The following is a 24071-nucleotide window of genomic DNA, read 5'->3' as shown; positions in this document are numbered from 1 at the left end:
TTTGATAGAGGATTATAATCTGTTTAATTAACCATAAACTAATTCATGAAAAACGTACTGTTAGTCCCCTTTTGCCTCCTTTTTCAATTTATTTCTGCACAACCAGATTCCCTTTTTTTGCAAAAAAAAGAAACAAAACAAGAAGGGCCTCAATGGGTTCAAAAAAATAAAGCTACAGTAGATTTAAGTCAAGTGGCATTTTCTAACTGGAATTCTGGTGGTAGTAATTCAATATCTGGTCTTTTAGGTGCTGTGTCTTCTGCAAATTATACAGATAAATATTTTGCATGGAGAAACGATATATCTGTGCGTTATGGAATAAATAAACAGCAAGATAGAGAATTAAGAAAAACGGATGATTTGTTCGAAATTAACTCGGATATAGGTTATAAACCTGACGAGGTATCAAACTGGTTTTATTCAGCAAAGCTTAATTTTAAGACACAGCTTACCAACGGTTATTCATATCCAAATAAAGAGGTGCCCATCTCTAGATTAATGGCTCCTGGGTATTTGTTCTTTGGTGGTGGTATGGAATACGGAAAAAATATTGAAAAATTAGCATTTTATTTTTCTCCAGTAACTTTAAAAGCGACTTTTGTATTAGATGAAGATTTGGCTAATGCTGGTTCTTTTGGGGTAACTCCAGCTGTATTAGATGAAGACGGAAATGTTCTTGTACCTGGTGAACACTTAAGGAAAGAGTTAGGTATTTTGATGACTAATAGTTATGAAATGCAAGTAGCTGAAAATATTAATCTGAAACATAAAGTGAGTTTGTATTCTGATTATGTGAATAATTTTGGAAATGTAGATTTAGACTGGAGTATCGATTTTGATTTTAAAGTGAATAATTTTATGAGAGCTACTTTTGGCTCCCATTTTATATATGATGATGATGTAAAAACAACCGAGCCTTCGGAGATAGAAGGAGAGTTTGATGAAGCTGGCGCTAAGTTGCAGTGGAAACAAATTTTAGGGATTGGGTTTGCTGTTGACTTTTAAAATGTACTTACCTTTTATTGGTTTCAAATGGAGTTAAAAAGGATGTGCTTTGATGCGTGTCGCTTTCTGGCTTCTAAAATTTTTTTAATAGCATTTCGTAGAGATTTACTAGGTGTCCTCACCACTAGTTAATTTTTTTTTAAGGATTTTTCCACCTTAACTGTCTGGTTGAGCCTTTCGGCTATGCTCAACGGGCTAAAGTCGAAAACCTCTTTATTTGTTAGAATGATGAGTTCTCGACTGCACTCAAACAGATGTAAATTACCTTAACTTAAACTTAATGATTGGACTCAATGTGATAAAACGGAATCAATTCTCTTAACTTAATAATATTGGTTTGCTAGTTGGCAGGTTTCACGAATTTATAAGAATTCAGTTTTACCATGATTATTATTATGCATTTTTGGTATGTTATGAGGTCGATTTTCGGTCTATCAAAGCGAACTTATTGACTTTTATTCAAAAGTAATTTATTTTAAAAATTTGTTAACTTTTTAATGTTAATAAATTTTTAAATCATTCATATTCAGAACTTAAAGTGTTTTTACTTGTAAACTTTATGATTTTTATCATATTTTAAATTGTAGATTTGTAGTTTATTTATACTCTTAATTAACTAATCCAAAAACCCACAACTTATCTAATGAATAACAATGTGACGAAAAACCGACCAAAGATTTACACTCAAGACCAAGCCTTTAAAGCGTCGTTAAAATATTTTAAAAATGACGATTTAGCCGCTCGCGTATGGTTGAACAAATACGCACTTAAAGATTCTCAAGGAAATATTTATGAGCAGACACCAGAAGATATGCATCTTCGAATTGCTAACGAGTTAGCAAGAGTTGAGAAAAAATATGCAAATCCATTATCTAAAGATGATATTTTTAACTTAATAAAAGATTTTAAATACATAGTCCCTCAGGGTAGCCCTATGGCAGGCATAGGTAATCCGTTTCAAATAGCGTCACTTTCTAATTGTTTTGTAATTGGTAATTCTGGAGAATCAGATTCATATGGTGGCATCATGAAAATAGATCAAGAGCAAGTTCAGCTCATGAAACGAAGAGGAGGTGTTGGTCATGATTTATCACACATTCGTCCAAAAGGATCAGCAGTTAAAAACTCGGCATTAACCTCTACGGGTATTGTGCCTTTTATGGAACGTTACTCTAATTCTACCAGAGAAGTGGCACAGGATGGAAGGCGTGGTGCATTGATGCTATCGGTTTCAATTAATCATCCAGATTCAGAAGACTTTATAGATGCCAAATTAGAACAAGGTAAAGTTACAGGTGCAAATGTATCGGTTAGAATGGATGATGATTTTATGGAAGCAGTGAAAAATGATTCCGATTATATTCAGAAATACCCCATATTTAGTAAAAGCCCCAAAGTTTCGAAAACAATAAAATCTAAGGATTTATGGAAAAAAATTGTACATAATGCTTGGAAATCTGCCGAACCAGGCATGCTCTTTTGGGATACCATTATAAAGGAGTCGCTTCCAGATTGTTATGCAGATTTAGGCTATAAAACGGTTTCTACAAACCCATGTGGAGAAATTCCTTTATGTCCTTACGATTCTTGTAGACTTTTAGCTATTAATTTATTCTCTTATGTAGATAATCCTTTTACAAAACAAGCTAAATTTAATGTCTCTTTATTCAAAAAGCATATTGTTGCAGCACAACGCATCATGGATGATATTATTGATTTAGAGTTAGAAAAAATTGATGTTATTTTAGAAAAAATTGACGAAGATCCAGAAATTGATGAGGTGAAAGCGACTGAACGTAATTTGTGGATTAATATAAAACGAAAAGCAGAAGAAGGGCGTAGAACGGGTATTGGTATTACAGCAGAAGGCGATATGTTGGCGGCATTAGGAATACAATATGGTAGTGAAGAGGGGAATGCTTTTTCGTTGGAAGTTCATAAAACAATAGCAATAGAAGCCTATAGAGCCTCAGTACATTTAGCAAAAGAACGTGGTGCTTTTTCTATTTTTGATGCAGAACGCGAAAAAAACAATCCATTTATTCAACGTTTAAAAGAAGCGGATAGTAAACTGTATTATGAAATGTTAGAATATGGTAGACGAAATATTGCTTTACTTACAATTGCTCCAACGGGTACAACAAGTTTAATGACGCAGACAACCTCTGGAATTGAACCTGTGTTTTTACCCGTTTATAAGCGTAGAAGAAAAGTAAATCCAAACGATAAAGAAGTGCGTGTTGATTTTGTTGATGAAGTGGGAGATTCTTGGGAAGAATATGTTGTTTTTCATCACAGGTTTAAACAATGGATGGAAGTAAATGGGATTGATACCTCTAAAAATTACTCTCAGGACGAGTTAAATGATCTCATAAAACAATCACCATACTATAAAGCGACCTCAAATGATGTGGATTGGTTAAGTAAAGTGAGTATGCAAGGCGCTATTCAAAAATGGGTGGATCACTCGATAAGTGTAACGATTAACCTTCCTAATGATGTCTCTGAGGATTTAGTAGGAGAATTATATTTAAAAGCATGGGAAGTAGGTTGTAAAGGAGTCACTGTTTATAGAGACGGTTCACGATCTGGTGTGTTAATTTCTAATGATGATAAAAAAGAAGATAAATCAGATTCATTAACTACATTTCCTATAAAACGCCCCCAGGTATTAGAAGCCGATGTTGTTCGTTTTCAGAATAGTAAAGAAAAATGGATTGCTTTTATAGGAATGATTGATGGTAATCCTTATGAGATTTTTACAGGTTTAACAGATGATGAGGATGGTATTTTAATTCCTCGCTGGGTAAACAGTGGACTAATAATAAAAAATAGAACTGAAAATGGAGCCTCTCGGTACGATTTTCAATATGAAAATAAAAGGGGTTACAAAACGACTATAGAAGGGTTATCGCATAAATTTAATCCAGAATTTTGGAACTATGCAAAACTTATTTCTAGTACGCTTCGCCATGGTATGCCAATCGATAAAATTGTTGATTTAATTAATAGTTTACAATTAGATAGTGAGTCTATAAACACCTGGAAAAATGGAGTAGGACGTGCTTTAAAACGGTATGTGGCAGATGGTACACAAGCTAAAGGGCATGTGTGTGATTCGTGTAAATCGGAAAACTTAATCTATCAAGAAGGTTGTTTAACTTGTAAGGATTGCGGGTCTTCTAAATGCGGTTAATCTAATATAATTATAAGAAACTGTTTAAGTTTTGTTTTTGGAATTAGTTTGGGTGGATTAAGTTCTCAGACAAAGCAAAATAAATGCGAATAGCATCGCTATTTAATGAAATTTTGCTGTAGAATGAGAGCCTAAGACGACAAAATAAACTAAAGGATAAAATTTAAACAGTTTCTAATTTGTTAGCAAATCGTTTTTTCTAATCTGTCAAAGTCACTTCTTTTACTGTTAAATCGGTTGAATCAAAATTCACATCTAAATGATATGGTGTCATATATCCAAAATCTACTAAATAGTGAAAATTCGTTTTAGTGCTATCTTTCGGATATCCAATTTTCTCAATTATTTCAGATTTAGTTTTTCCGATTAGTATTTTACTTTCAACTAAATCAGTTGACATATTTCCACGTTCAGTTTGGGTGCCTTTTTTCCATTTTTGATCATCAAACTTTTCCACTTTGTTGTTCTTTCCGCAACTTAAAAAAAATATAAATAATAGTATTAATGCTTGCTTCATTTCGGTTTGATTTTTATAGATATTTGTAGACCGTTATTTTTTAGGTAGTTTTTTTTCTAATCTACTAATAATACTACCTTTTCCGTAACCAGTCCATTTGTCAATTCGAGTGAATTTCATTTATTTTTTTGAATGAAATTAGTATCTAGAATAAAAATTTCCGATATCAAAACCTGTTCTCGATACAATTCCGACAAAAAGGTCGAAATCACTACCATTGACGGAATTCGTAAATAATTAATTTTCAATCGTTTGTCGTTCATAGCACAGCGAAGAATCTTTATAATTAATCTCTAAAGATTCTTCAGTCGTACCTCTTTCTGAATGACACCAACCAACACAGATCTCGAACTGACAGTTGATTTAACCAAAAAATCAAAATGCACAATAGGCTATAATATTATTAACCTAACCAGTTATTTTTTAACGAGGATCAAAAACCTCAAATCCTCGTTTGCCCAAATATTCTGTTTTTGAGGCGTCTATTAATAGCCCTTCAGAATCAGTAATTTCATTAGAATCGGTTGTTGCTGTTAGGTTTCCTTCGATATTTTCATCCATAATGGAGGTATCCCACTTTGATAATGAATTAGCATTCATTACAACAACATTACCATAAACCTCGAAATCCTCATTTCCCCGAAATCTAACCCATGTAGCATTATTCACAAATGTATTTCTATAAATAAAACTGTTAAATGTTTTACCTATATAAAAGTTTGAGCCTGCAAAAAGTAGCGTATTTCTATTAGTAGAATTCTGAATAACCCTATTCCAGCAAATTTCATGGTCATGTGGTGGTGTGGTACCTGCTGCTATACCATAACCTACAGTAATCCCTCCATCAGAATTAATATCATTCGCTCGAACAGATACATAAGCAATAGTTCCTTTCATCCATAAACCATAACCATTATCACTATCAGTAGCAGTATTTTCTTCTACAAGAACATAACTAGCTTTGTAGATATCTATATAACTACCGTTAGCACCACCAGTATTAATATTTTTATGTGTATTATGCTTATATAACACATATTGTTTATTAGAGGTTCCTGGTATAAACACACAACTGGGATTATCATTTCCCGTTGTTCCTGGTTCAATAGTATCGAATGTATTATTCCAAAACGTTATCCTATTTGTTTCTGCAGTAGTCCAGAAGAAATGGGAATTAGCAAGATCTGGTCTGGCATTTTTCCATAAGATACCACTTATAAATATATCATTTGCGCTAGTTCCGTTACGTGTAAATATCTTGGCAGTATTACAATCTATAATTGGTATTTCATCAGGGTATGCAATTATGCTAGGAGTCTTAGTGCCTGAGTTAATTTCAACATTACCATTTTGAGATGTATCACCAGTTAGTGTATAATTACCTCCTCTAAAGACGAGGATTTGGTTAGCATAACTAGCATCGTCTGCATCATTTTTATACCAATCATTCCATGTTCCCAGAGGTTGATCAATGGTACCAACTTTCGTGCCTGTATACCCTTCTTGGATAAAGGTAAATTTGCTATCATCTACGGTGGCAGTCCAACTAATATCGACGGTATTCATTTCCTGATCAGTAACTCTGATGGCTATATTATGAGAACCACTGGCAATGGTTTGGATTTTTAGCACGCCGTAATCCTGTGATCCATAAAGCTGACCTATTGAAGCACCATCAGGAGCAGTTATAATTTCATATTTAAATGGCCATGCACCACCTTGCACTCCAATAGGAATCTCATAAGTCATTTTACTATGCATCCAACGGTGGCGAGCATGCGTCTGTGTTTCACTATCTGGTCTGGGATATACAACATGCATAGGCATTTTTGCAGGTATAAAATATCCAGAAGGGAGCGGAAAAACACCTTCGGAATCATTAAGAGTAGTATCAGAGTCGGGCGAATTACTTTCATCACTGTCACAACTTGTAAAAAGGGCTATAACAAATAACAATGGTAAAAAAAAGACTGTGAACAGAATGTTCTTTTGTGTGATTGGATTTAGGGTCATAATAGTTAGTGTAGGTGGTTATAAAATTGTAGTATTTAGTTCTTTAAAAAGTTAATGTAATTGCTATAAATCTATTTTAGGGTTCATTTCATCAGTAATAAGATTGTTGCTAGCTTAATAAATGTTTTATTTTATATCTTTTAAGTTAACTTAATAGTTTTCTATGTTTGTTTTAATATCTATAATAACCCGTTGTGCATTTTGAATAAAATTTGTCAATTCGAGTGAATTTCATTTATTTTTTGAATGAAATTAATATCTAGAATAAAAATTTCCGATATCAAAACCTGCTCTCGATACAATTCCGACAAAAAAAGTCGAAATCACTCGAACTGACAGTTGATTTAACCAAAAAATCAAAATGCACAATAGGCTATAATATTATTAACCTAACTAGTTATTTTTTAACGAGGATCAAAAACCTCAAATCCCCGTTTGCCCAAATACTCTGTTTTTGAGGCGTCTATTAATAGTCCTTCAGAATCAGTAATTTCATTAGAATCGGTTGTTGCTGTTAAGTTTCCTTCGATATTTTCGTCCATAATGGAGGTATCCCACTTTGATAATGAATTAGCATTCATTACAACAACATTACCATAAACCTCGAAATCCTCATTTCCCCGAAATCTAACCCATGTAGCATTATTCACAAATGTATTTCTATAAATAAAACTGTTAAATGTTTTACCTATATAAAAGTTTGAGCCTGCAAAAAGTAGCGTATTCCTATTAGTAGAATTCTGAATAACCCTATTCCAGCAAATTTCATGGTCATGTGGTGGTGTGGTACCTGCTTCTATACCATAACCTACAGTAATCCCCCCACCAGAATTAATATCATTCGCCCGAACAGATACATAAGCAATGGTTCCTTTCATCCATAAACCATAACCATTATCACTATCAGTAGCAGTATTTTCTTCTACAAGAACATAACTAGCTTTATAGATATCTATATAACTACCGTTAGCACCACCAGTATTAATATTTTTATGTGTATTATGTTTATATAACACATATTGTTTATTAGCGGTTGCTGGTATAAAAACACAACTGGGATTATCATTTCCCGCTGTTCCTGGTTCAATAGTATCGAATGTATTGTTCCAAAACGTTATCCTATTTGTTTCTGAAGTAGCCCAGAAGAAATGGGAATTAGCAAGATCTGTTCTGGCATTTTCCCATTGGATACCACTTATAAATATATCATTTGCGCTAGTTCCGTTACGTGTAAATATCTTGGCAGTATTACAATCTATAATTGGTATTTCATCAGGGTATGCAATTATGCTTGGAGTCTTAGTGCCTGAGTTGATTTCAACATTACCATTTTGAGATGCATCACCAGTTAGTGTATAATTACCTCCTCTAAAGACGAGGATTTGGTTAGCATAACTAGTATCGTCTGCATCATTTTTATACCAATCATTCCATGTTCCCAGAGGTTGATCAATGGTACCAACTTTCGTGCCTGTGTATCCTTCTTGGATAAAGGTAAACTTGCTATCATCTACGGTGGCAGTCCAACTAATATCGACGGTATTCATTTCCTGATCAGTAACTCTAATGACTATATTATGAGAACCACTGGCAATGGTTTGGATTTTTAGCACGCCGTAATCCTGTGATCCATAAAGCTGACCTATTGAAGCACCATCAGGAGCAGTTATAATTTCATATTTAAATGGCCATGCACCACCTTGCACTCCAATAGGAATCTCATAAGTCATTTTGCTATGCATCCAACGGTGGCGAGCATGCGTCTGTGTTTCACTATCTGGTCTGGGATATACTACATGCATAGGCATTTTTGCAGGTATAAAATACCCAGAAGGGAGCGGAAAAACACCTTCGGAATCATTAAGAGTATCGGAGTCGGGCGAATTACTTTCATCACTGTCACAACTTGTAAAAAGGGCTATAACAAATAACAATGGTAAAAAAAAGGCTGTGAACAGAATGTTCTTTTGTATGATTGGATTTAGGGTCATAATAGTTAGTGTAGGTGGTTATAAAACGTTCTTTTTTTAATTGTAGTATTTGGTTCTTTAAAAAGTTAATGTGATTGTTATAAATCTATTTTAGGGGTCATCTCATCAGTAATAATATTGTTGCTAGCATTAATAATTGTTTTATTTTATATCTTTTAAGTTAACTTGAAACAAAAATAAATAGAGGGAGTGACAGCCTTATGTCAACTAGGTTGAGCTAATTTATTAAAATATTTCAATAGATTGGAATATTGATTGATAATCAGTATTTTATGGGATGGTGGTTATTCCGATCGGGTATAGTATGTCGCTACCGTAAGGTTTTAACTTGTGATTGTAAAAAATTAACGATCAAGAGTAAGAAAATAATTTAAGAACAACTTTAGAGATAGAGTAACCTTTCTTTATGTTTTAAAAATTAAATGAAAAGTTACGTACCACTAGTTACAACCTTAAATCTGCGATATGCTTAGTTATTGTAACTAGTTTTTAATAACATAAACAGCCTTTTTCAATATCGTAATCAATTAGATCTTTGAAATAATAGTTTTCTATGTTTGTCTTGATATCTATTTTATCTAATTGTAACTTCTCAAAATTTATAACGCTATAATCTTTACCATTCTCAAAGTCTAAATCCAAAACTATTTTATTCTTGATTTCATAAATTTCGAATTCAGAATCATAGTTAAATACTATTTTTTCTTTATCAATGTCATAAATTGATAAACCACAATAACCAAGATCACATTCTGCTAGATTTATTAAGTATTTATTGTTTATTAATTTAGAAACTGAACCTCCTGGTATTTCTGTTATTTTTCCGCTTTCGCTTACAATGATGGTTCTCCCATCATAGTCTCCGTGTTTTACTATTAAAATGTGATTAGGAATTACATTTTCCAGAAAAGCAACTCCAGCAGAACTACCTAAAGCGTCTATTTGTTTGTATTTGAGTTCTTTAGTTTTTAAATTAGTAATTTCAACATATGCGTCACAGTAATACTTTGGATTTTGTATCTGTAATAGCTTTATAGTTGTTTTGCCAATATTTTTCTCTCTAATTTTTAGTTTAAATTCATTAGAGTTATAGACTTTTTCTTTTATTTTAAATTCATTTACACTTGAAATTCTGGATTTATGCATAAATCCAGATTTACCATCCATATTGGTTACTTTACACCAATCATTTGAACCAGAATCTTCATAATAAAAATATTCATCGGCTAGTATTTTAAATAATATTCTTGAGTTGGTTGTTGGTTTTTCTCTAACATTTGTATAACCATCAGGGTCATTTATTTGACCTAATTTTTCATTGGCAAATAGATTCAAAGAAATCAATATTCCAAATAGTAAAATTGTTATTTTCATTTTTCTCAAATTGGTTATAATATTTATATATGGAAAATTAGAAGCTAGCAAACAAAGCAACTAACATTGGTTAAGCACAGAACAACAATTTTTATATACGTTTAGTTGTTGAGTGTAGTGTTTATTTCAGTTCCCATTTTTCTAATATTTCATTTACTTTTTCTTTTTCAAATCCGAACATAGATTGATTAACATCAAAGTCAATTAATAAATCTTCGCCATTTTTTATATGTGCAAGATGTCCATAGGTTTCTCCATTACTTTGCCAATGAGTACTGGTTTCCAATTCCTCATAGTCAGCCAAATTTGAATTTGGATTTATAAATGTATTATATTCAAAATGAATTTCGTTTTGCCAAATCCAAAAACTCTTTGTAAAATAAATCTTTTTGCTTTTATGATAAAGTTTCGTTTTGTCAATCTCTTTATTTGTCCAATATTGGCAATACCACTTATTCTCTAAAAAACGATAATCAGTAGTGTCAAGAATTTCGGATGGAAAACCATTCATTCCACGAACTGGTGTATGTAAAACAATGCTGTCCAAATTCCACTTTTCGGTTATTGGTTTTAATCCAAATTCAATTCTGTCATTATTCAACTCAATTCCATATTTTTCAGAAATAGAATTGGAAATAGGTGTAGCTATAAGTGAGTAGATTATCACAGCTCCTAAAATCAGATAAATAGTATTTCGAATTTTTCTTTTCAGAGCTCAGTTTTTACATTACGCACAACTATAGTATAAACACAATGGTAATGTGTGTTTAATTCTCTTTCAAATATAATATTTAAAGTTAATTTTCTGAGTGAATTTTTAATAACATTGAACTGTGGAGGTGCGAGGTATGATTATTACTTTTCAAACAACTTCTTTTTACCTAATGCAAAGTGCTAATACTTAAATATTTATAATCTTCAAGTTCTTTTATGTTGTCGATTCGTTTTGTACAACCATTTTTTAAAAGGTATATGGTATCAGAAATAGATATAATGTGTTGATACATGTGGTCTGTAACAATGATGACTTTTTTATGTTTTTCTTCTTCAATAAGGGTTTTAATTTTTTCAATATATAGAGGAGCAATATGAGAAAAAGGTTCGTCTAAGAATACTATTTTCCTAGGGCATTTTAATATTAAATAGATTTCTATTAAACGGCGTTCACCACCAGATAGCTTGTTAAAATAAAATGTCTTAAAAGGTGTCAACATTTCAAAAGTATTAATAAATGCATCCCAGTCTACATTAAAAAGTTTAAAAGCAGTCTTAAGCCTTATCCTATCAGGTATAAAGTGATGCTGTGGTAAATAACTAACCAATTTAGTTTGGTACAGTGGCTTCAAAATAGGGGCATTATCAACTCTTATTAGGCTATATTTAGCTCTTAAGTTACCAAAAGCAATATTTAAAAGACAGCTTTTTCCACAACCATTACTTCCTAAAATCCCTGTTATTTTTCCTGTTTCTGCTTTTAGGTAAACACCATTTAAAATGGCCTTGTTTTTAAAATAGAGTTCCACATTATCAATTTCTATAATCATACAAATTCCTTGAGGATTAAAAGAAAGGGCATGCTTAAAAATAGATCAATAAGAAATAAAAACGAAAATAATTTGAAGCTAGAAATACCCAGGTTTTTGTAAAATAGTAGTTTTTGTTTTCCGCTTATTTCGTTTATGAAGTACCATAAGAAAACAACTAATAATAGTTTAACAATGAGTATAATAATAATATCATATTTTAAAAGTGAGAATATAATATTTAAGCTAAAAGACCAAAAAATAAAAGGCCTGTAAAAAACGAATATGGAAAATAATTGGTTCATATATTATTTAGAAACGATAGAAGTTGAGTATTATTCTAACTTAATGATTAATAGGAATGTGTATTCGTGCTAAAAATTCATAAATTATCGTATTTTTGATTCCCAATTAAAAAGGTAGATGTTAGAGAAATTACAAATAATAAAACAGCGTTTTGATGAGGTTAGTGATTTAATTATTCAACCCGACATTATTACAGATCAAAAGCGTTATGTAGAACTTAATAGAGAGTATAAAGACTTGCGAATTCTTATGGATAAGCGAGAGTTATACATAGAGCTTACAGATAATTTGAAGGAAGCCGAATCTATTATTGCAGATGGTAGTGATGCCGAAATGGTAGAAATGGCTAAAATGCAATATGATGAGGCTAAAGAAGGTATTCCTGTGTTAGAAGAAGAAATAAAAGTGCTTTTAATACCTAAAGACCCCGAAGATGCTAAGAATGCGGTGGTTGAATTACGAGCGGGGACTGGTGGTGATGAAGCTAGTATTTTTGCGGGGGATTTATTTAGAATGTATACTAAATATTGTGAAGGAAGAGGTTGGCGTGTTGATACTGTAGATTTTAGTGAAGGAACTAATGGCGGTTTTAAAGAAATTCAGTTTGAGGTTAGTGGCGAAGATGTTTATGGAACTTTAAAATTTGAAGCAGGCGTACACCGTGTGCAACGTGTGCCACAAACCGAAACGCAAGGGCGTGTGCATACAAGTGCTGCTACGGTTATGGTATTTCCAGAAGCAGAGGAGTTTGATGTAGAAATCAATCCAAAAGAGGTGCGTATTGACTTTTTCTGTTCATCAGGACCAGGAGGTCAATCTGTAAATACAACCTATTCGGCAGTACGTTTAACACATATTCCAACAGGCTTGGTGGCGCAATGTCAAGACCAGAAGTCACAGCATAAAAACAAAGAAAAAGCTTTTAAAGTATTACGCTCGCGTTTATATGAATTGGAATTGGCAAAGAAGAATGCAGAAGATGCAGCAAAACGTGGTAGTATGGTATCTTCTGGTGATAGGAGTGCGAAGATTAGAACCTATAATTATTCACAAGGCCGTGTAACCGATCATAGAATAGGTTTAACACTTTACGATTTGAGTAATATTGTAAACGGTGATATTCAAAAAATATTAGATGAATTGATGCTAGCTGAAAATACTGAAAAGTTAAAGGCTAATGATGATGTGATTTAATCCTTATCGGACTCTTTCCTGAAGGGAAAGACACGCCGCTGAAAAAGTAGATGTTAGCATCAGGATAATAAGAGAAATTATAAGAGTAAATATATAATAGTTCCCTCCTTTGGAGGATTAAGTAGGCATGACGACAAACCAACTTGTTCAGCAAATCAAAAAAAAGAAATCCTTTTTATGTATAGGATTAGATGTTGATTTAAATAAAATACCAGCACATCTTTTAAAAGAAGAAGATCCCATTTTTGCTTTCAATAAAGCAATTATTGATGCGACACATCATTTATGTGTGGCTTATAAACCGAATACGGCGTTTTATGAGGCTTATGGTTTAAAAGGATGGAAATCTTTAGAAAAAACTATCCACTATTTAAATGAAAAGCATCCCGAAATTTTTACTATTGCAGATGCTAAACGAGGCGATATTGGTAATACAAGTACGATGTATGCCAAAGCTTTTTTCGATGATTTGGCTTTCGATTCTGTAACTGTTGCTCCTTATATGGGCAAAGATTCTGTGGAACCTTTTTTAGCTTTCGAAAATAAACACACCATATTGTTAGCGTTAACATCGAATCAAGGTGCGTTCGATTTTCAAACAAAAAAGGTTGATGGAAAAGAATTGTATAAGCATGTTTTAGAAACGTCTAAAACATGGGAGCATTCAGAAAACCTAATGTATGTAGTTGGGGCTACGAAAGCCGAATATTTAGCAGATATTAGACAGATTATTCCAGATCGTTTTTTATTAGTGCCTGGAGTTGGTGCTCAAGGAGGTAATTTACAAGATGTTTGTAAATACGGAATGAATCATCAAGTGGGCTTACTTATTAATTCTTCTCGTGGAATTATTTATGTATCTAAGGAAGCCGATTTTGCTAAAGCTGCTGCAATGAAAGCTAAGCAACTCCAAGAAGAGATGGCGATTGAATTGAATCGTCTTTGATTTAATTTACTAATAAAGCCCATCTATAGAAAGAATATTTATAGTTGTGGGTGACGACTTTTTTATTATTAGGGTTTAATCTCAAGTGCTAGAGAGATAGATATAACTTCTTGTTTTTCGACTATTTTTGTCTTATTTTTATGGGTGTAACCGTAAAAAATTAATGACATGATTAAAAATAGGGCAGAGGAAACATTCAAAAACCATTTAGCTTGTCTTTCACAAGGAAAAATCTCTGATTGGTCAAACTTATTCGCAAAAAATGGTGTTTTGGAAGTTCCATATGCTCCGAAAGGATTTCCCAAAAAAGTGGAGGGAAGGACCGCTTTATATGACTATATGAAAAATTTCCCCGAGCAGTTTAAAGTAACATACAAAAACTTAAATTTTCACCCAACTGCAAACCCTAATTTGGCTATTGTTGAGTTCGATTGTGAGGGTGTAGCACTTTCTACAAAAAATGCGTTTATCCAAAAATATATATCGATTGTAACGACTAATGATGCTGGTGAAATTATCAAATATGTGGATTATTGGAATCCAATAGTTATCATGGAGTCTTTAGGGATGATGTAGGTGGAGAAGGGGAGCTGAATTTCTATAAAAAACAGATAGAAAACCGTTCCATAATTTTATGCTCATTCTTTTTTGTTAAATTATTTGATTAACCAAGTGTTTAGAGTACTTAGCGAAGTGAGGAAGGAGGGATAGAGTCTTTTTTAATCTCCATAAATTTTTAAAAAACAGAGGGGTCTAAAAGGAATTCTAAAAAGTGATGAACTTTATCATTCAGAGCAAAGTTTTGTCAATCAGAGCATTCCGACAATTGTCGGAGTCGAAGAATCTTATTTATCTAAAAATAAAAACATTGAAATTTAAGAGATTCTTCAGTCGTTCCTCCTACCATTGATGTGTTTTGTAAATAGCTGACTTTCAATTGTTTGTCATTCAGAGCGCAGCGAAGAATCTTTATCATTAATCTCTTAAGATTCTTCAGTCGTAAGCTTCGCTTATATCTTCAAACAAAATATATTTTGTTTTCGATAGCCTTCTGAATGACACCCCTATTACGTCATTTCATCCGCTAGTTAAAATTTTTAACACAGATCTCTGGATGACATAGCGATCTCATTTTGTTCGAGGGTAATGTCATCCAGAACAAAATGAAGAATCTCTAAAAATTAAAGTATTAAAATTTTTAGAGATTCTTTACAGTTTTTGCTGCTACTTTCGAAACAAAATATATTTTGTTTCTCGGTAATATTCAGAATGACACTTTTTAGACAGTGTCTTTGTTAAAATTAGATGTTTTAAAAGTTATAGCTAACGGCCAATCTGCCGTTGATTCCCTCTCCTGCTGAATTATAAGTTCTTGTTGTTGATGCCCATTGCGACCTAGGAGGTAAGAAGAATTTATTAAATAAATTATTTATACCTAATGAAATAGATATTTTTTCTGTTGCTTTATAACTGCTCGAAAAATTAACCAATGTATACCCTGTTACAGGCACTTCGGTGTAACTATAAGTAAAAACACCTTCATTTTCGTTTACATTAAATCGTTCTCTATCGCTAATATGTATCAACCTTAATGACGTTGATAGCTTTCTTAGAGGTCTAACATTTATATAAGCTGTTGTTTTTGCAGGAGAAATAACATCACCACCTATATAAGTAAGGGTAGTCGCATCTTCAGGATCGTGTTCCAGGCCTTCTACATACGAATACGAAACGCCAAATTGTAAATGGTCATCTAAAAATGTAAAATCTGTCGAAACCTCTGCCCCATAAACACTTTGTGGTGACATGGACTGTACCAGTTGATCGGTATCTTCAATTCTAATAAGATTAAGTCCCAGATTAGAAGTACTATAGTAGCCGACTGCTTCAAATCTTACATGTTTAAATTTAGATAAGAAACCAAATTCATAATTATTAGTTTTTATAGCTTGCGGGTTAATATTATTAACATTTGTAGAAGTTCCACCTCTAACTACCCTTCCAATATCTGGGAGCGTGAACCCTTGGGAAAAGCTGGCATACGGAATAAATTCATCGTTTTTAATATACCTAATACCTACATTTAAAGATGTGTTGGAAAATTCTAATTCTCCTCCTTCAATATCAATGGGGTTGGTAAAATTATCATCTCTAGTTGGTGAAACTGGTAAAGTAGAAAAATCCTTAATGGTTACGCTCATATCTTCGTAACGCAAGCCTGCTTTAAAAACCCAATCCTCTTTAAATTTAAATTTTGCCTGAACAAATGGCGCGATACTTAATAAATCTAAGTTTGGTGCCCAAATACGACCATCTAACAAACCTTGGTTGGTTTTGTCTTTTAATAAATCAAGCCCATAAGTAAATGATATTGTAAGCGGGAATTCTAAATTTAATTTAGTGTTTAAAATGGGTCTAAAACCTAATTTATCTGTATTTACAACTGTTTGTCCTCCCCCATCAAAATAGGTGGCATCATAAAAGAAAATATTTTTCCCCTTTTGATAATATAAATCTGCAGCAAACTTGGTAGTACCATTAAATATTTCACTTAATTCATATTTTAATTGAGCATTCGTAGTTGTAATTCCAGAGCCTACAGCTTCCTCCGATATTGGGTTTTCGGCTGTAGGTAAAACACCTATAGTTGGAGTGATTTTATAGTCACCAGAAGCGTTATATATCTCTAGCGCTCCTAACTGAGCTACATAAGGCGTTTCTTGACTAGACTTGTAATGGTTGAACATAACATCAACAGTCTGTTTATCATTAATCTGGTAACCTACTTTTCCTAATACACTAAATATTTTGGTATTATCCAAACCATAAGTTGGAGATATTATGTCTCCATTACCATCATACTTAGTCCCCGTTTTTTCAAAACTTCCTGATATATAATACGAAACTTTATCTAAACCACCATTTAATGATTGCTGAACTCCCCAGCCAAAAGCATCATCTGTTTTTGATAAATTACTTGTAGTCCAGACATTAGAACTACCAGAAATCTGGGCGTTTTTATCAGCATTCTTTGTAATATAGTTTATAATACCACCATCGCCGCCATTACCGTAAATAGCAGCAGCACCTTTTAAAACTTCAACTCTTGAAATGTCATTAGGCTGAACACTATTTATATCAACCAGTCCATTACGTAAAGGTGTAGATTGTGGAATACCATCTACCATTATTAATGCCCGACGACCACGTAAGGTTTGTCCCCAACTTGAAAAAGTACCCGTGCTTGGTGCCATCCCTGGTACAGCAAATTCCAAAATATCACTAATATTGGTCGTGTTAGTACCTAGATTTTTTAATTCTTTTAAGCCTACAACTGTAATTGAAGCTGGAACTTCAGATAGTTTTTCTGAAGTTCTACCAGCGGATATTATTACTTCATATAATTCAATGTCGTTTGCTTCAAGTATAAAATCTACTTCTAGAGTTTCATCTACTCTAATCGTAACATTTTTTTTCAATGTTTTATAAGAAACGTAAGAGACTAATAGGAGGTGTTCTCCTTTTTCTACGGCTTCAATAGAATAGTTACCATTGATATCTGTCATAGTCCCTTTTTCGGTGTTCTTTAATATCACATTTGCGAATTCGACAGGTTTACCCTCAGTATCGGTTATTTTTCCTTTAATGTTGCCAGTTTGGCCAAAACCATATGCAAGAAAACATAATATGGTAATGCTAGTACAAATTTTTTTTGTAATTGTCATGTTATTATTTTTAATAAGTCTAAATAAAGACGGCGAAATTAAATTAATTATTTAGAATCCCAATCTGTTTTTTTTCTTAATTTTTAATAATTAAGACAATTTAATTAATTGGATGTCATAACATATTGTTTTCGAAATATGTATATTTAAATTAATCTTCTAAGTCGAAGAGTTTTCCATAATGTTCTTCTATAATTAAGTAGGGATCATTAATATGCGTTACATGTCGGATATTAATTAAACTGGTTTTACTCATCATTCGTAACATTTGCCTTCTTTCACATTTTATAATGTTTCCATTTTTCATTTTTTGTCCAGCAACAAACGAACTCCTACCATGAGCACATAAATGGTTATTAACAAAAATTAAGTCTCCAGAATCTGGAATAAATTTATTGTAAATTAAGGACTTAGCCTTATTCCAAAAACGCAACAAATTTTTCATAGCTTTTGGACTTTGTTCAACTTTTTCATTAAAAATTTGTTCTGCTGCATCAAATCTCATAAAAGGCCATTCTTTATTTCCATATAAAATAGATGTTAGTTCGTCATTTACTTTCTCGTTTTCAATATTATAATTTCCATCTTTAGGACATTTGTATATTTCTTCGAATAATGCATTCATATCATGATCTATAGCGCCATGTGATCGTATTGAATATAACGATGAAGGGACTTCTTCTTCATTACGTAAATACAATAAGCTTATAAAATCTGCTTGGTTATATAAAAAGGCATCTTCTGTATGTACAAATAAATCTGTTTTAGATCCAGATCCAGTTTGTGAATAATCCATGTTTGCATCTGGTATTATGGCATGCATAATTCCCCCTCCTTTTCTTTGAGCAAAATATTGTACAGGCTTTGAAGGAATTGCACCATGTAACAGCGAACATATAAATCCGTAGATATTTAATTTTTTATAGTCTACACTTTGCCAACTAGGAGGTGTAGCGCCTAAGGCTTCCTGATCTACATCTATTAGCCCTCTAAAAACAATTGCTCCATATTGATTTTTTGAAAAATCTGTACTAAAATTATTTAAAAGTCTGGTAATGCGTTCTGGGAGAAATTGAAAAGCATAAAGATGAATTTTAGAGATATAGTTAACGTCTTCATAACTATCGAAAGCTTGAGTAAGAAGGTGTCCTATCCTCATAATAGTATTTTGCTCTTTAGGCGTAATTTCTATTATCAATGGCGCCATAGGAGGTGTGTGTGTGTTTGAATTGGTTAATAATTCATCATAATTTGTTTTGTTAATCTCGTTGTGAATTGAGTTCATGTTTTGGAGTTTAAAATGTGAATATCTTTTCAAATATATTATTTTTATTTAGACTGAATAAAAATAATTATATAAATTTGTGGGAAATTAATTGTCAACCCTGTAAAATAATAATGTCGGATAAATACATTTTATTCAAAAAAAAATAGCAACTATTAATTCATGAGAAATAACAAGTCCCAATCTACTTTAGATCCTTCTAATTTTTTAACCTAGTTGTGAATTGTGTTCATGTTTTAGAGTTTAAAATATGAATGTATTTTCAAATATATTATTTTTATTTAGACTGAATAAAAATAATTATATAAATTTGTGGGAAATTAATTGAGAAATATGTAAAATAATAATGTCGGATAAATATACATTTTATTCAAAAAATAGCAGCTATTAATTCATGAGAAATAACAAGTCCCAACCTACTTTATGTCCTTCTAATGAAAAGGAGCAAAATACAATAACAACTGTTATTCGTAAACGTAGAAGCATATTTGCAGATGCGTTTATTAAAAAAGAAATTCCAAAAAATACCCTTGAAGAAATATTAACGAATGCGACTTGGGCTCCCACTCATAAAATGACCGAACCTTGGCGGTTTATTGTTTTTAAAGAAGACTATTTAAAGAAACTGGGCTACTATATGTCTGAATATTATAAAGATTATTATGCCGAAAAACTATCTAAAGATGAAGCGGTTAAGAAACACCGTTTTTTGTTAGAATACCCCTTAAATGCCGCTTGTGTTATTGGTCTTATTCTGGTACGAAATTCTAAAATAAACTTACCAGAATGGGAAGAAATTGCTGCCATTTCTTCGGCAGTACAAAATATGGCTTTAACATGCACAGCTCATAATTTGGGATCTTATTGGAGTACATCGCAAAGCGACATAGATTATGTAAAAACAATGGGGCTTAAAGATAATGAAAAATCGTTGGGGCTTTTTTATATCGGTCATTTTGATCATGTAAACCATATCTCTAAAAAAAAGAGAACTGCACTAAATCAAAAAGTTACTTGGTTAACCTAAAATCAATATTAAAACACTAAACATGAACAATCAAACACTCAAATCTACAACAGTTTTAGCTAAAAACCCACAGTATTTATATGATGATATTTTTCACGAAGGTTCAAACGAGAACTATAAAAAAGCAATCCAAATTGCCAGAACATGTGTTTCAAATTTTTTAAAAGATAATAAAACTCCTTTTAGTGGTATAAAACCAGAAGCGTTACAATCCATTTTTAATACAATTGATTTTGATAAACCATTAGAGAGTTATGAAAGCCTTTTTGAAGAGGTAGAAAAACTATATGTTAATCATGCAACGGCTTTTCACCTCCCTAATTATATAGCCCATTTAAATTGCCCTGTAGTTATCCCTGCTCTTGCTGCAGAAGTATTGATTAGTGCCATAAATTCATCTCAAGATACTTACGACCAGAGTGCGGGAGGTACATTCATGGAGCGTAAATTAATTTCTTGGACAGGAGATCAAATAGGGTTTGGTACTGATTGTGATGGGGTTTTTAATGCTGGTGGATCTCAAAGTAATCTTATGGGGCTTTTACTGGCTCGTGATTATTACGCTATAAAATATTTAAAACATAACATAAAGATAGATGGCAACCCTCCAGAAGCGAAGCGGTTTAAAATTTTCGTTTCTGAAAAGGCACATTTTAGCAATCTCAAAAATTCTTCATTGATGGGATTAGGGGAACAAGCCATTATAAAAATAAAAACGGATGATCGTTTTAGAATGATTCCAGATTTACTAGAGAAAGCAATAGTAAAAGAAAAAAAATCTGGAAATATTCCTATTGCCATAATTGGTACAGCTGGTACAACTGATTTTGGGAACTTAGATCCTCTATATGATTTAGGTAAAATTGCTAAGGCTTATAATTTATGGTATCATATTGATGCCGCATACGGATGCGGATTATTGCTTACCAACAAATACAGACATCTCTTAAACGGAATAGAATCAGCAGATTCTGTGACTATAGATTATCACAAATCTTTTTTTCAACCTATAAGTAGTAGTGCATTTATTGTTAAAAATAAACTTCATCTTAATATCATTAAGCATCATGCAGATTACCTTAATCCCAAAGATCAGGATTATGATGAACTTCCTGCCCAAATCAATAAATCTACTATGCAGAGTACTCGTAGATTTGATGCTCTTAAACTCTGGTGTACACTACGTTTATTAGGTAGAGATAAGTTAGGTGAGTATACAGAAACGATTATTGAGACTGCTAAAAAAACCGCAGTGATGTTGGATGCTGAGAATGATTTTGAATTATTATCTCATTCAGATTTAGGGGCATTGGTTTTTCGTTACCGTCCAGAAAGTAATAAAGCCCATAGCACTTGCATGATGAATCAACACATCAAGAAAACGATGTTCTTTTCGGGAGAGGTTTTAGTAGCTAGTACTAAAGTAAACGACGAGTTTTATCTCAAGTTTACAATACTTAATCCTATTACTACAATAAATCATACCAAAAATATAATAAAAACAATAAGAAGTTATGGGCAGGAGTATTTACAAGCTATCTAAAATACGTCAGGAAGCAGAAGAACTAAATTTTACTATACTTATTAATAATTGTTGTAGAGAGTTTAATAATAATACGTACTATTCTGGAATCCCAAAATATGATGAGGTGCTTTCTGAATATTTTGGAAAAACAGGGCATGATTTACATCTTAAGTTAGATTTCTTATCAGAAACCACAGAAGTTTATGTACCACTACGTTATGTTTCAGAAAGTAAAAGGCATTTGTATCATTTTCCAGTAGTGGCTCGTAATTTGGAAACAGAGGAGCTAAAGGAAATCGATATTGATCGTTTTCTCGAGTTAGTTGTTTCTCATGCACGTTTTGAATATCCTAATGCAAGTGTAGATAGTATTAAAGATCGTTTACATAATAGTATTGATAATATAGAAGCGTATCTAAAACATTTTCAAGAAACAAAAAAGGAAGTTAATAAAGCAGAGATGTCATTTATTGAGTCCGAGCAATTATTAGCAGTAGGACATAGTACTCATCCTTTAACCAAAGGAAGGTCAGGGTTTTCTAATGAGGATCTTATTAATTACTCTCCAGAAACAGGAGGTAGGTTTCAGCTTCATTACTTTTTAATACATCACAACCATGTTACAGAAGAGAGCGTGGAAGAAAAGCTATTTTCAGAGATATTAAAAGATGAACTACGCAAGTATGCGATAGAAGATGAAAGTGTTATACAATTACTAAAGGAGAACCCGCAATGGAAAGTGGTTCCTGTTCACCCTTGGGAGGCTAATTATTTACTAGTTCAACCTGATGTTAAGGACATGCAATCTAATAAATTATTATATGATTTAGGAGCTTGGGGAGCTTTATATACTCCTACATCTTCTGTAAGAACAGTGTATAATGAAGAAAGTGATTGGATGTTTAAATTTTCACTACATGTAAAAATAACGAGTGCAGAACGCGTTAATTATTTACATGAATTGTATAGAGGCTACGATTTTTCTCGCTTATTAAAAACCCCATGGGGAGAAAACCTGAAAAATGAATACCCTGATATTACTATAATTAGTGATCCTGGTTTTATCTCGGTGTCTTATAAAGGTAAAGTTATAGATGGGTTTAATACTTCGATACGGTATAACCCTTTTAAAGGAAGGAATGCCGATAAAAATATAGCAGTATTGGCTTCTATTTGTCAAGATGAGATATTAGGTGAACCAGCTAGAATTGTGAATATTATTGAAGAGGCAGCAAAACGAAAATCACTGCCTGTAGAAGAAACTGCCATTGCATGGTTTCAGAAATATATCGCATTAATTTTACCTGCTACGATCAACCTTTTTAACAAGCATGGAGTCGCTTGCGAATTACATCAACAAAATGTATTGGTAGAATTTGATGAAGCGTTATTTCCATCAAGAATATACTTTAGAGATAATCAAGGATTTTTATTTAGAAAGAGCAAGGAAGAAGAACTGATTTCGATAGTACCAGATTTAGCAAAGCATAGCAAAGCGTTTATCCCAGATGATAGACTATTTAGCTTATTGTCTCACTATTTTATAATTAGTAATATCACAAGTCTTATCAATGTATTTGGATGTAATGGGTTAACCACAGAAAACCAGTTAATAGATATTGTATATACAGAAATTAATAAGGCTAAAGATACCAGTGGATTTGTTGATTATGTTTTAAATAATAGATACTGGAAAGTAAAAGGAAACTTACTCACAGCGCTTACAAATATTGATGGAGGAGCAGCGCCTTCTTCAGTTGTTCAAGTAGATTATCCAAATATATTGCACAATCATTTTTTATCGAAACAATTAATTTTTCCTGCTGGAAAAGAAACAATATACAGCCGTTATTTTCCAAAAGCAGATGTTACTATAAGTATCCGACCTATGGATCTTGATCGGGATTTAGAAATGTTACACGAATGGTTTCATCGTGATCATGCTAAGAAAATATGGCAAATGGATTGGCCAATTCGTGAGTTAGAAGTGTATTACAGAACGATGATTGCTGGTAATGTGTTATGCAGTTACATAGGTGAAGCTAATGGGGAACCTACATGTAATTTTGAAGTGTATTGGACAACCAGAGATCAAGTAGGAGATTACTATGATGTATTGCCTACAGATTATGGAACCCATCAATTTATTGCACCAACAGATCCAAAGAAAAAATTTGTATCTCCGTTTACCCAGTGTATGGTCGATTACGTTTTTGCTCAACCAGAAGTGGGTAAAATGGTTGGAGAAGGAGCTGTAAATTCTTTGGCTTCTATGATGAATAAAACGCATGTAGGCTTTAAAATTGAAAAAGTTATTGAAATGCCTCATAAAAAAGCAAATTTAAACTTCTGTTATAGAGAATGGTATTGGGCAAAATTTCCACAAAATAAAAACATAGTAATAAGCCCTATATCAAAAGAAACATCTGAAAATTTAATATAAA

The 24071-nt window shown here is 32.4% G+C and carries 16 protein-coding genes; 8 read left to right on the top strand and 8 right to left on the bottom strand.

Features of this window, described 5'->3' with window-relative positions; all coding sequences use genetic code 11:
* The first annotated feature begins 45 nt into the window (after positions 1 to 45).
* Together Q4Q40_RS07535 and Q4Q40_RS07530 are read left to right on the top strand one after the other, a co-directional pair.
* Positions 46 to 1005 carry a DUF3078 domain-containing protein gene (locus Q4Q40_RS07535; protein ID WP_303301174.1) on the top strand — a complete coding sequence of 320 codons (960 nt, stop codon included), beginning with the start codon at positions 46 to 48 and terminating at the stop codon, positions 1003 to 1005.
* 643 nt (positions 1006 to 1648) lie between these two features.
* Entirely contained in the window at positions 1649 to 4201 is a 2553-nt protein-coding gene (locus Q4Q40_RS07530) for an adenosylcobalamin-dependent ribonucleoside-diphosphate reductase (RefSeq protein ID WP_303301173.1), read from the top strand.
* Between the two features lie 199 nt (positions 4202 to 4400).
* Here Q4Q40_RS07530 and Q4Q40_RS07525 read toward each other — a convergent pair whose 3' ends face one another.
* The 6 genes from Q4Q40_RS07525 to Q4Q40_RS07500 all read right to left on the bottom strand — a co-directional run bounded on the left by Q4Q40_RS07525 (position 4401) and on the right by Q4Q40_RS07500 (position 11640).
* A complete protein-coding gene (locus Q4Q40_RS07525) occupies positions 4401 to 4718 on the bottom strand; it encodes a hypothetical protein (RefSeq protein WP_303301172.1) in 318 nt (105 codons plus the stop codon).
* Between the two features lie 423 nt (positions 4719 to 5141).
* Positions 5142 to 6731, bottom strand: coding sequence for a hypothetical protein (locus Q4Q40_RS07520; RefSeq protein ID WP_303301171.1), 1590 nt, complete (start codon positions 6729 to 6731; stop codon positions 5142 to 5144).
* A 404-nt stretch (positions 6732 to 7135) separates the two neighbouring features.
* Positions 7136 to 8722 carry a hypothetical protein gene (locus Q4Q40_RS07515; protein WP_303301170.1) on the bottom strand — a complete coding sequence of 529 codons (1587 nt, stop codon included), beginning with the start codon at positions 8720 to 8722 and terminating at the stop codon, positions 7136 to 7138.
* A gap of 489 nt (positions 8723 to 9211) precedes the next feature.
* Positions 9212 to 10096: an SH3 domain-containing protein gene (locus tag Q4Q40_RS07510; RefSeq protein WP_303301169.1), complete on the bottom strand. Its 885-nt coding sequence runs from the start codon at positions 10094 to 10096 to the stop codon at positions 9212 to 9214.
* Between the two features lie 121 nt (positions 10097 to 10217).
* Complete coding sequence (locus Q4Q40_RS07505; RefSeq protein WP_303301168.1) at positions 10218 to 10763, bottom strand: hypothetical protein; 546 nt, start codon at positions 10761 to 10763, stop codon at positions 10218 to 10220.
* Positions 10764 to 10977: 214 nt separating this feature from the next.
* Positions 10978 to 11640, bottom strand: coding sequence for an ATP-binding cassette domain-containing protein (locus tag Q4Q40_RS07500; RefSeq protein ID WP_303301167.1), 663 nt, complete (start codon positions 11638 to 11640; stop codon positions 10978 to 10980).
* 402 nt (positions 11641 to 12042) lie between these two features.
* Between Q4Q40_RS07500 and prfA the strand changes: the two genes are divergently transcribed.
* The 3 genes from prfA to Q4Q40_RS07485 all read left to right on the top strand — a co-directional run bounded on the left by prfA (position 12043) and on the right by Q4Q40_RS07485 (position 14641).
* Complete coding sequence (gene prfA / locus Q4Q40_RS07495; RefSeq protein WP_303301166.1) at positions 12043 to 13119, top strand: peptide chain release factor 1; 1077 nt, start codon at positions 12043 to 12045, stop codon at positions 13117 to 13119.
* Positions 13120 to 13246: 127 nt separating this feature from the next.
* The gene (pyrF, locus tag Q4Q40_RS07490; protein ID WP_303301165.1) at positions 13247 to 14065 is read left to right on the top strand and encodes an orotidine-5'-phosphate decarboxylase; all 819 of its coding nucleotides are present in this window, start codon (positions 13247 to 13249) and stop codon (positions 14063 to 14065) included.
* A 168-nt stretch (positions 14066 to 14233) separates the two neighbouring features.
* Positions 14234 to 14641 (top strand): nuclear transport factor 2 family protein, encoded by a 408-nt coding sequence (locus Q4Q40_RS07485; RefSeq protein WP_303301164.1) that lies wholly within the window; start codon positions 14234 to 14236, stop codon positions 14639 to 14641.
* A 734-nt stretch (positions 14642 to 15375) separates the two neighbouring features.
* On the opposite strand, the gene Q4Q40_RS07480 is transcribed toward Q4Q40_RS07485, so the two are convergent.
* The gene (locus Q4Q40_RS07480) at positions 15376 to 17790 is read right to left on the bottom strand and encodes a TonB-dependent receptor (RefSeq protein ID WP_303301163.1); all 2415 of its coding nucleotides are present in this window, start codon (positions 17788 to 17790) and stop codon (positions 15376 to 15378) included.
* Positions 17791 to 17941: 151 nt separating this feature from the next.
* Complete coding sequence (locus Q4Q40_RS07475) at positions 17942 to 19075, bottom strand: Fe(II)-2OG oxygenase family protein (RefSeq protein WP_303301162.1); 1134 nt, start codon at positions 19073 to 19075, stop codon at positions 17942 to 17944.
* A 394-nt stretch (positions 19076 to 19469) separates the two neighbouring features.
* On the opposite strand from Q4Q40_RS07475, the gene Q4Q40_RS07470 reads away from it, so the two are divergent.
* Genes Q4Q40_RS07470 through Q4Q40_RS07460 form a run of 3 tightly spaced genes read left to right on the top strand, consistent with a single transcriptional unit; the run spans position 19470 to position 24070 of the window.
* Positions 19470 to 20102, top strand: coding sequence for a nitroreductase family protein (locus Q4Q40_RS07470; protein ID WP_303301161.1), 633 nt, complete (start codon positions 19470 to 19472; stop codon positions 20100 to 20102).
* Between the two features lie 22 nt (positions 20103 to 20124).
* Positions 20125 to 21645, top strand: a complete 1521-nt coding sequence (locus Q4Q40_RS07465; RefSeq protein WP_303301160.1) for a pyridoxal phosphate-dependent decarboxylase family protein — start codon at positions 20125 to 20127, stop codon at positions 21643 to 21645.
* On the top strand, positions 21617 to 24070 hold the full coding sequence (locus Q4Q40_RS07460; RefSeq protein ID WP_303301159.1) for a GNAT family N-acetyltransferase: 2454 nt from the start codon (positions 21617 to 21619) through the stop codon (positions 24068 to 24070). The genes Q4Q40_RS07465 and Q4Q40_RS07460 overlap by 29 nt, the downstream gene beginning before the upstream one ends.
* The last annotated feature ends 1 nt before the right edge of the window (position 24071 follow it).

The organism is Flavivirga jejuensis (genome assembly GCF_030540765.1).
Taxonomy (GTDB): Bacteria; Bacteroidota; Bacteroidia; order Flavobacteriales; family Flavobacteriaceae; genus Flavivirga; species Flavivirga jejuensis.
The sequence above is the reverse complement of the archived record's forward strand: the minus strand, read 5'-3'. Positions and strand labels throughout refer to the sequence as shown.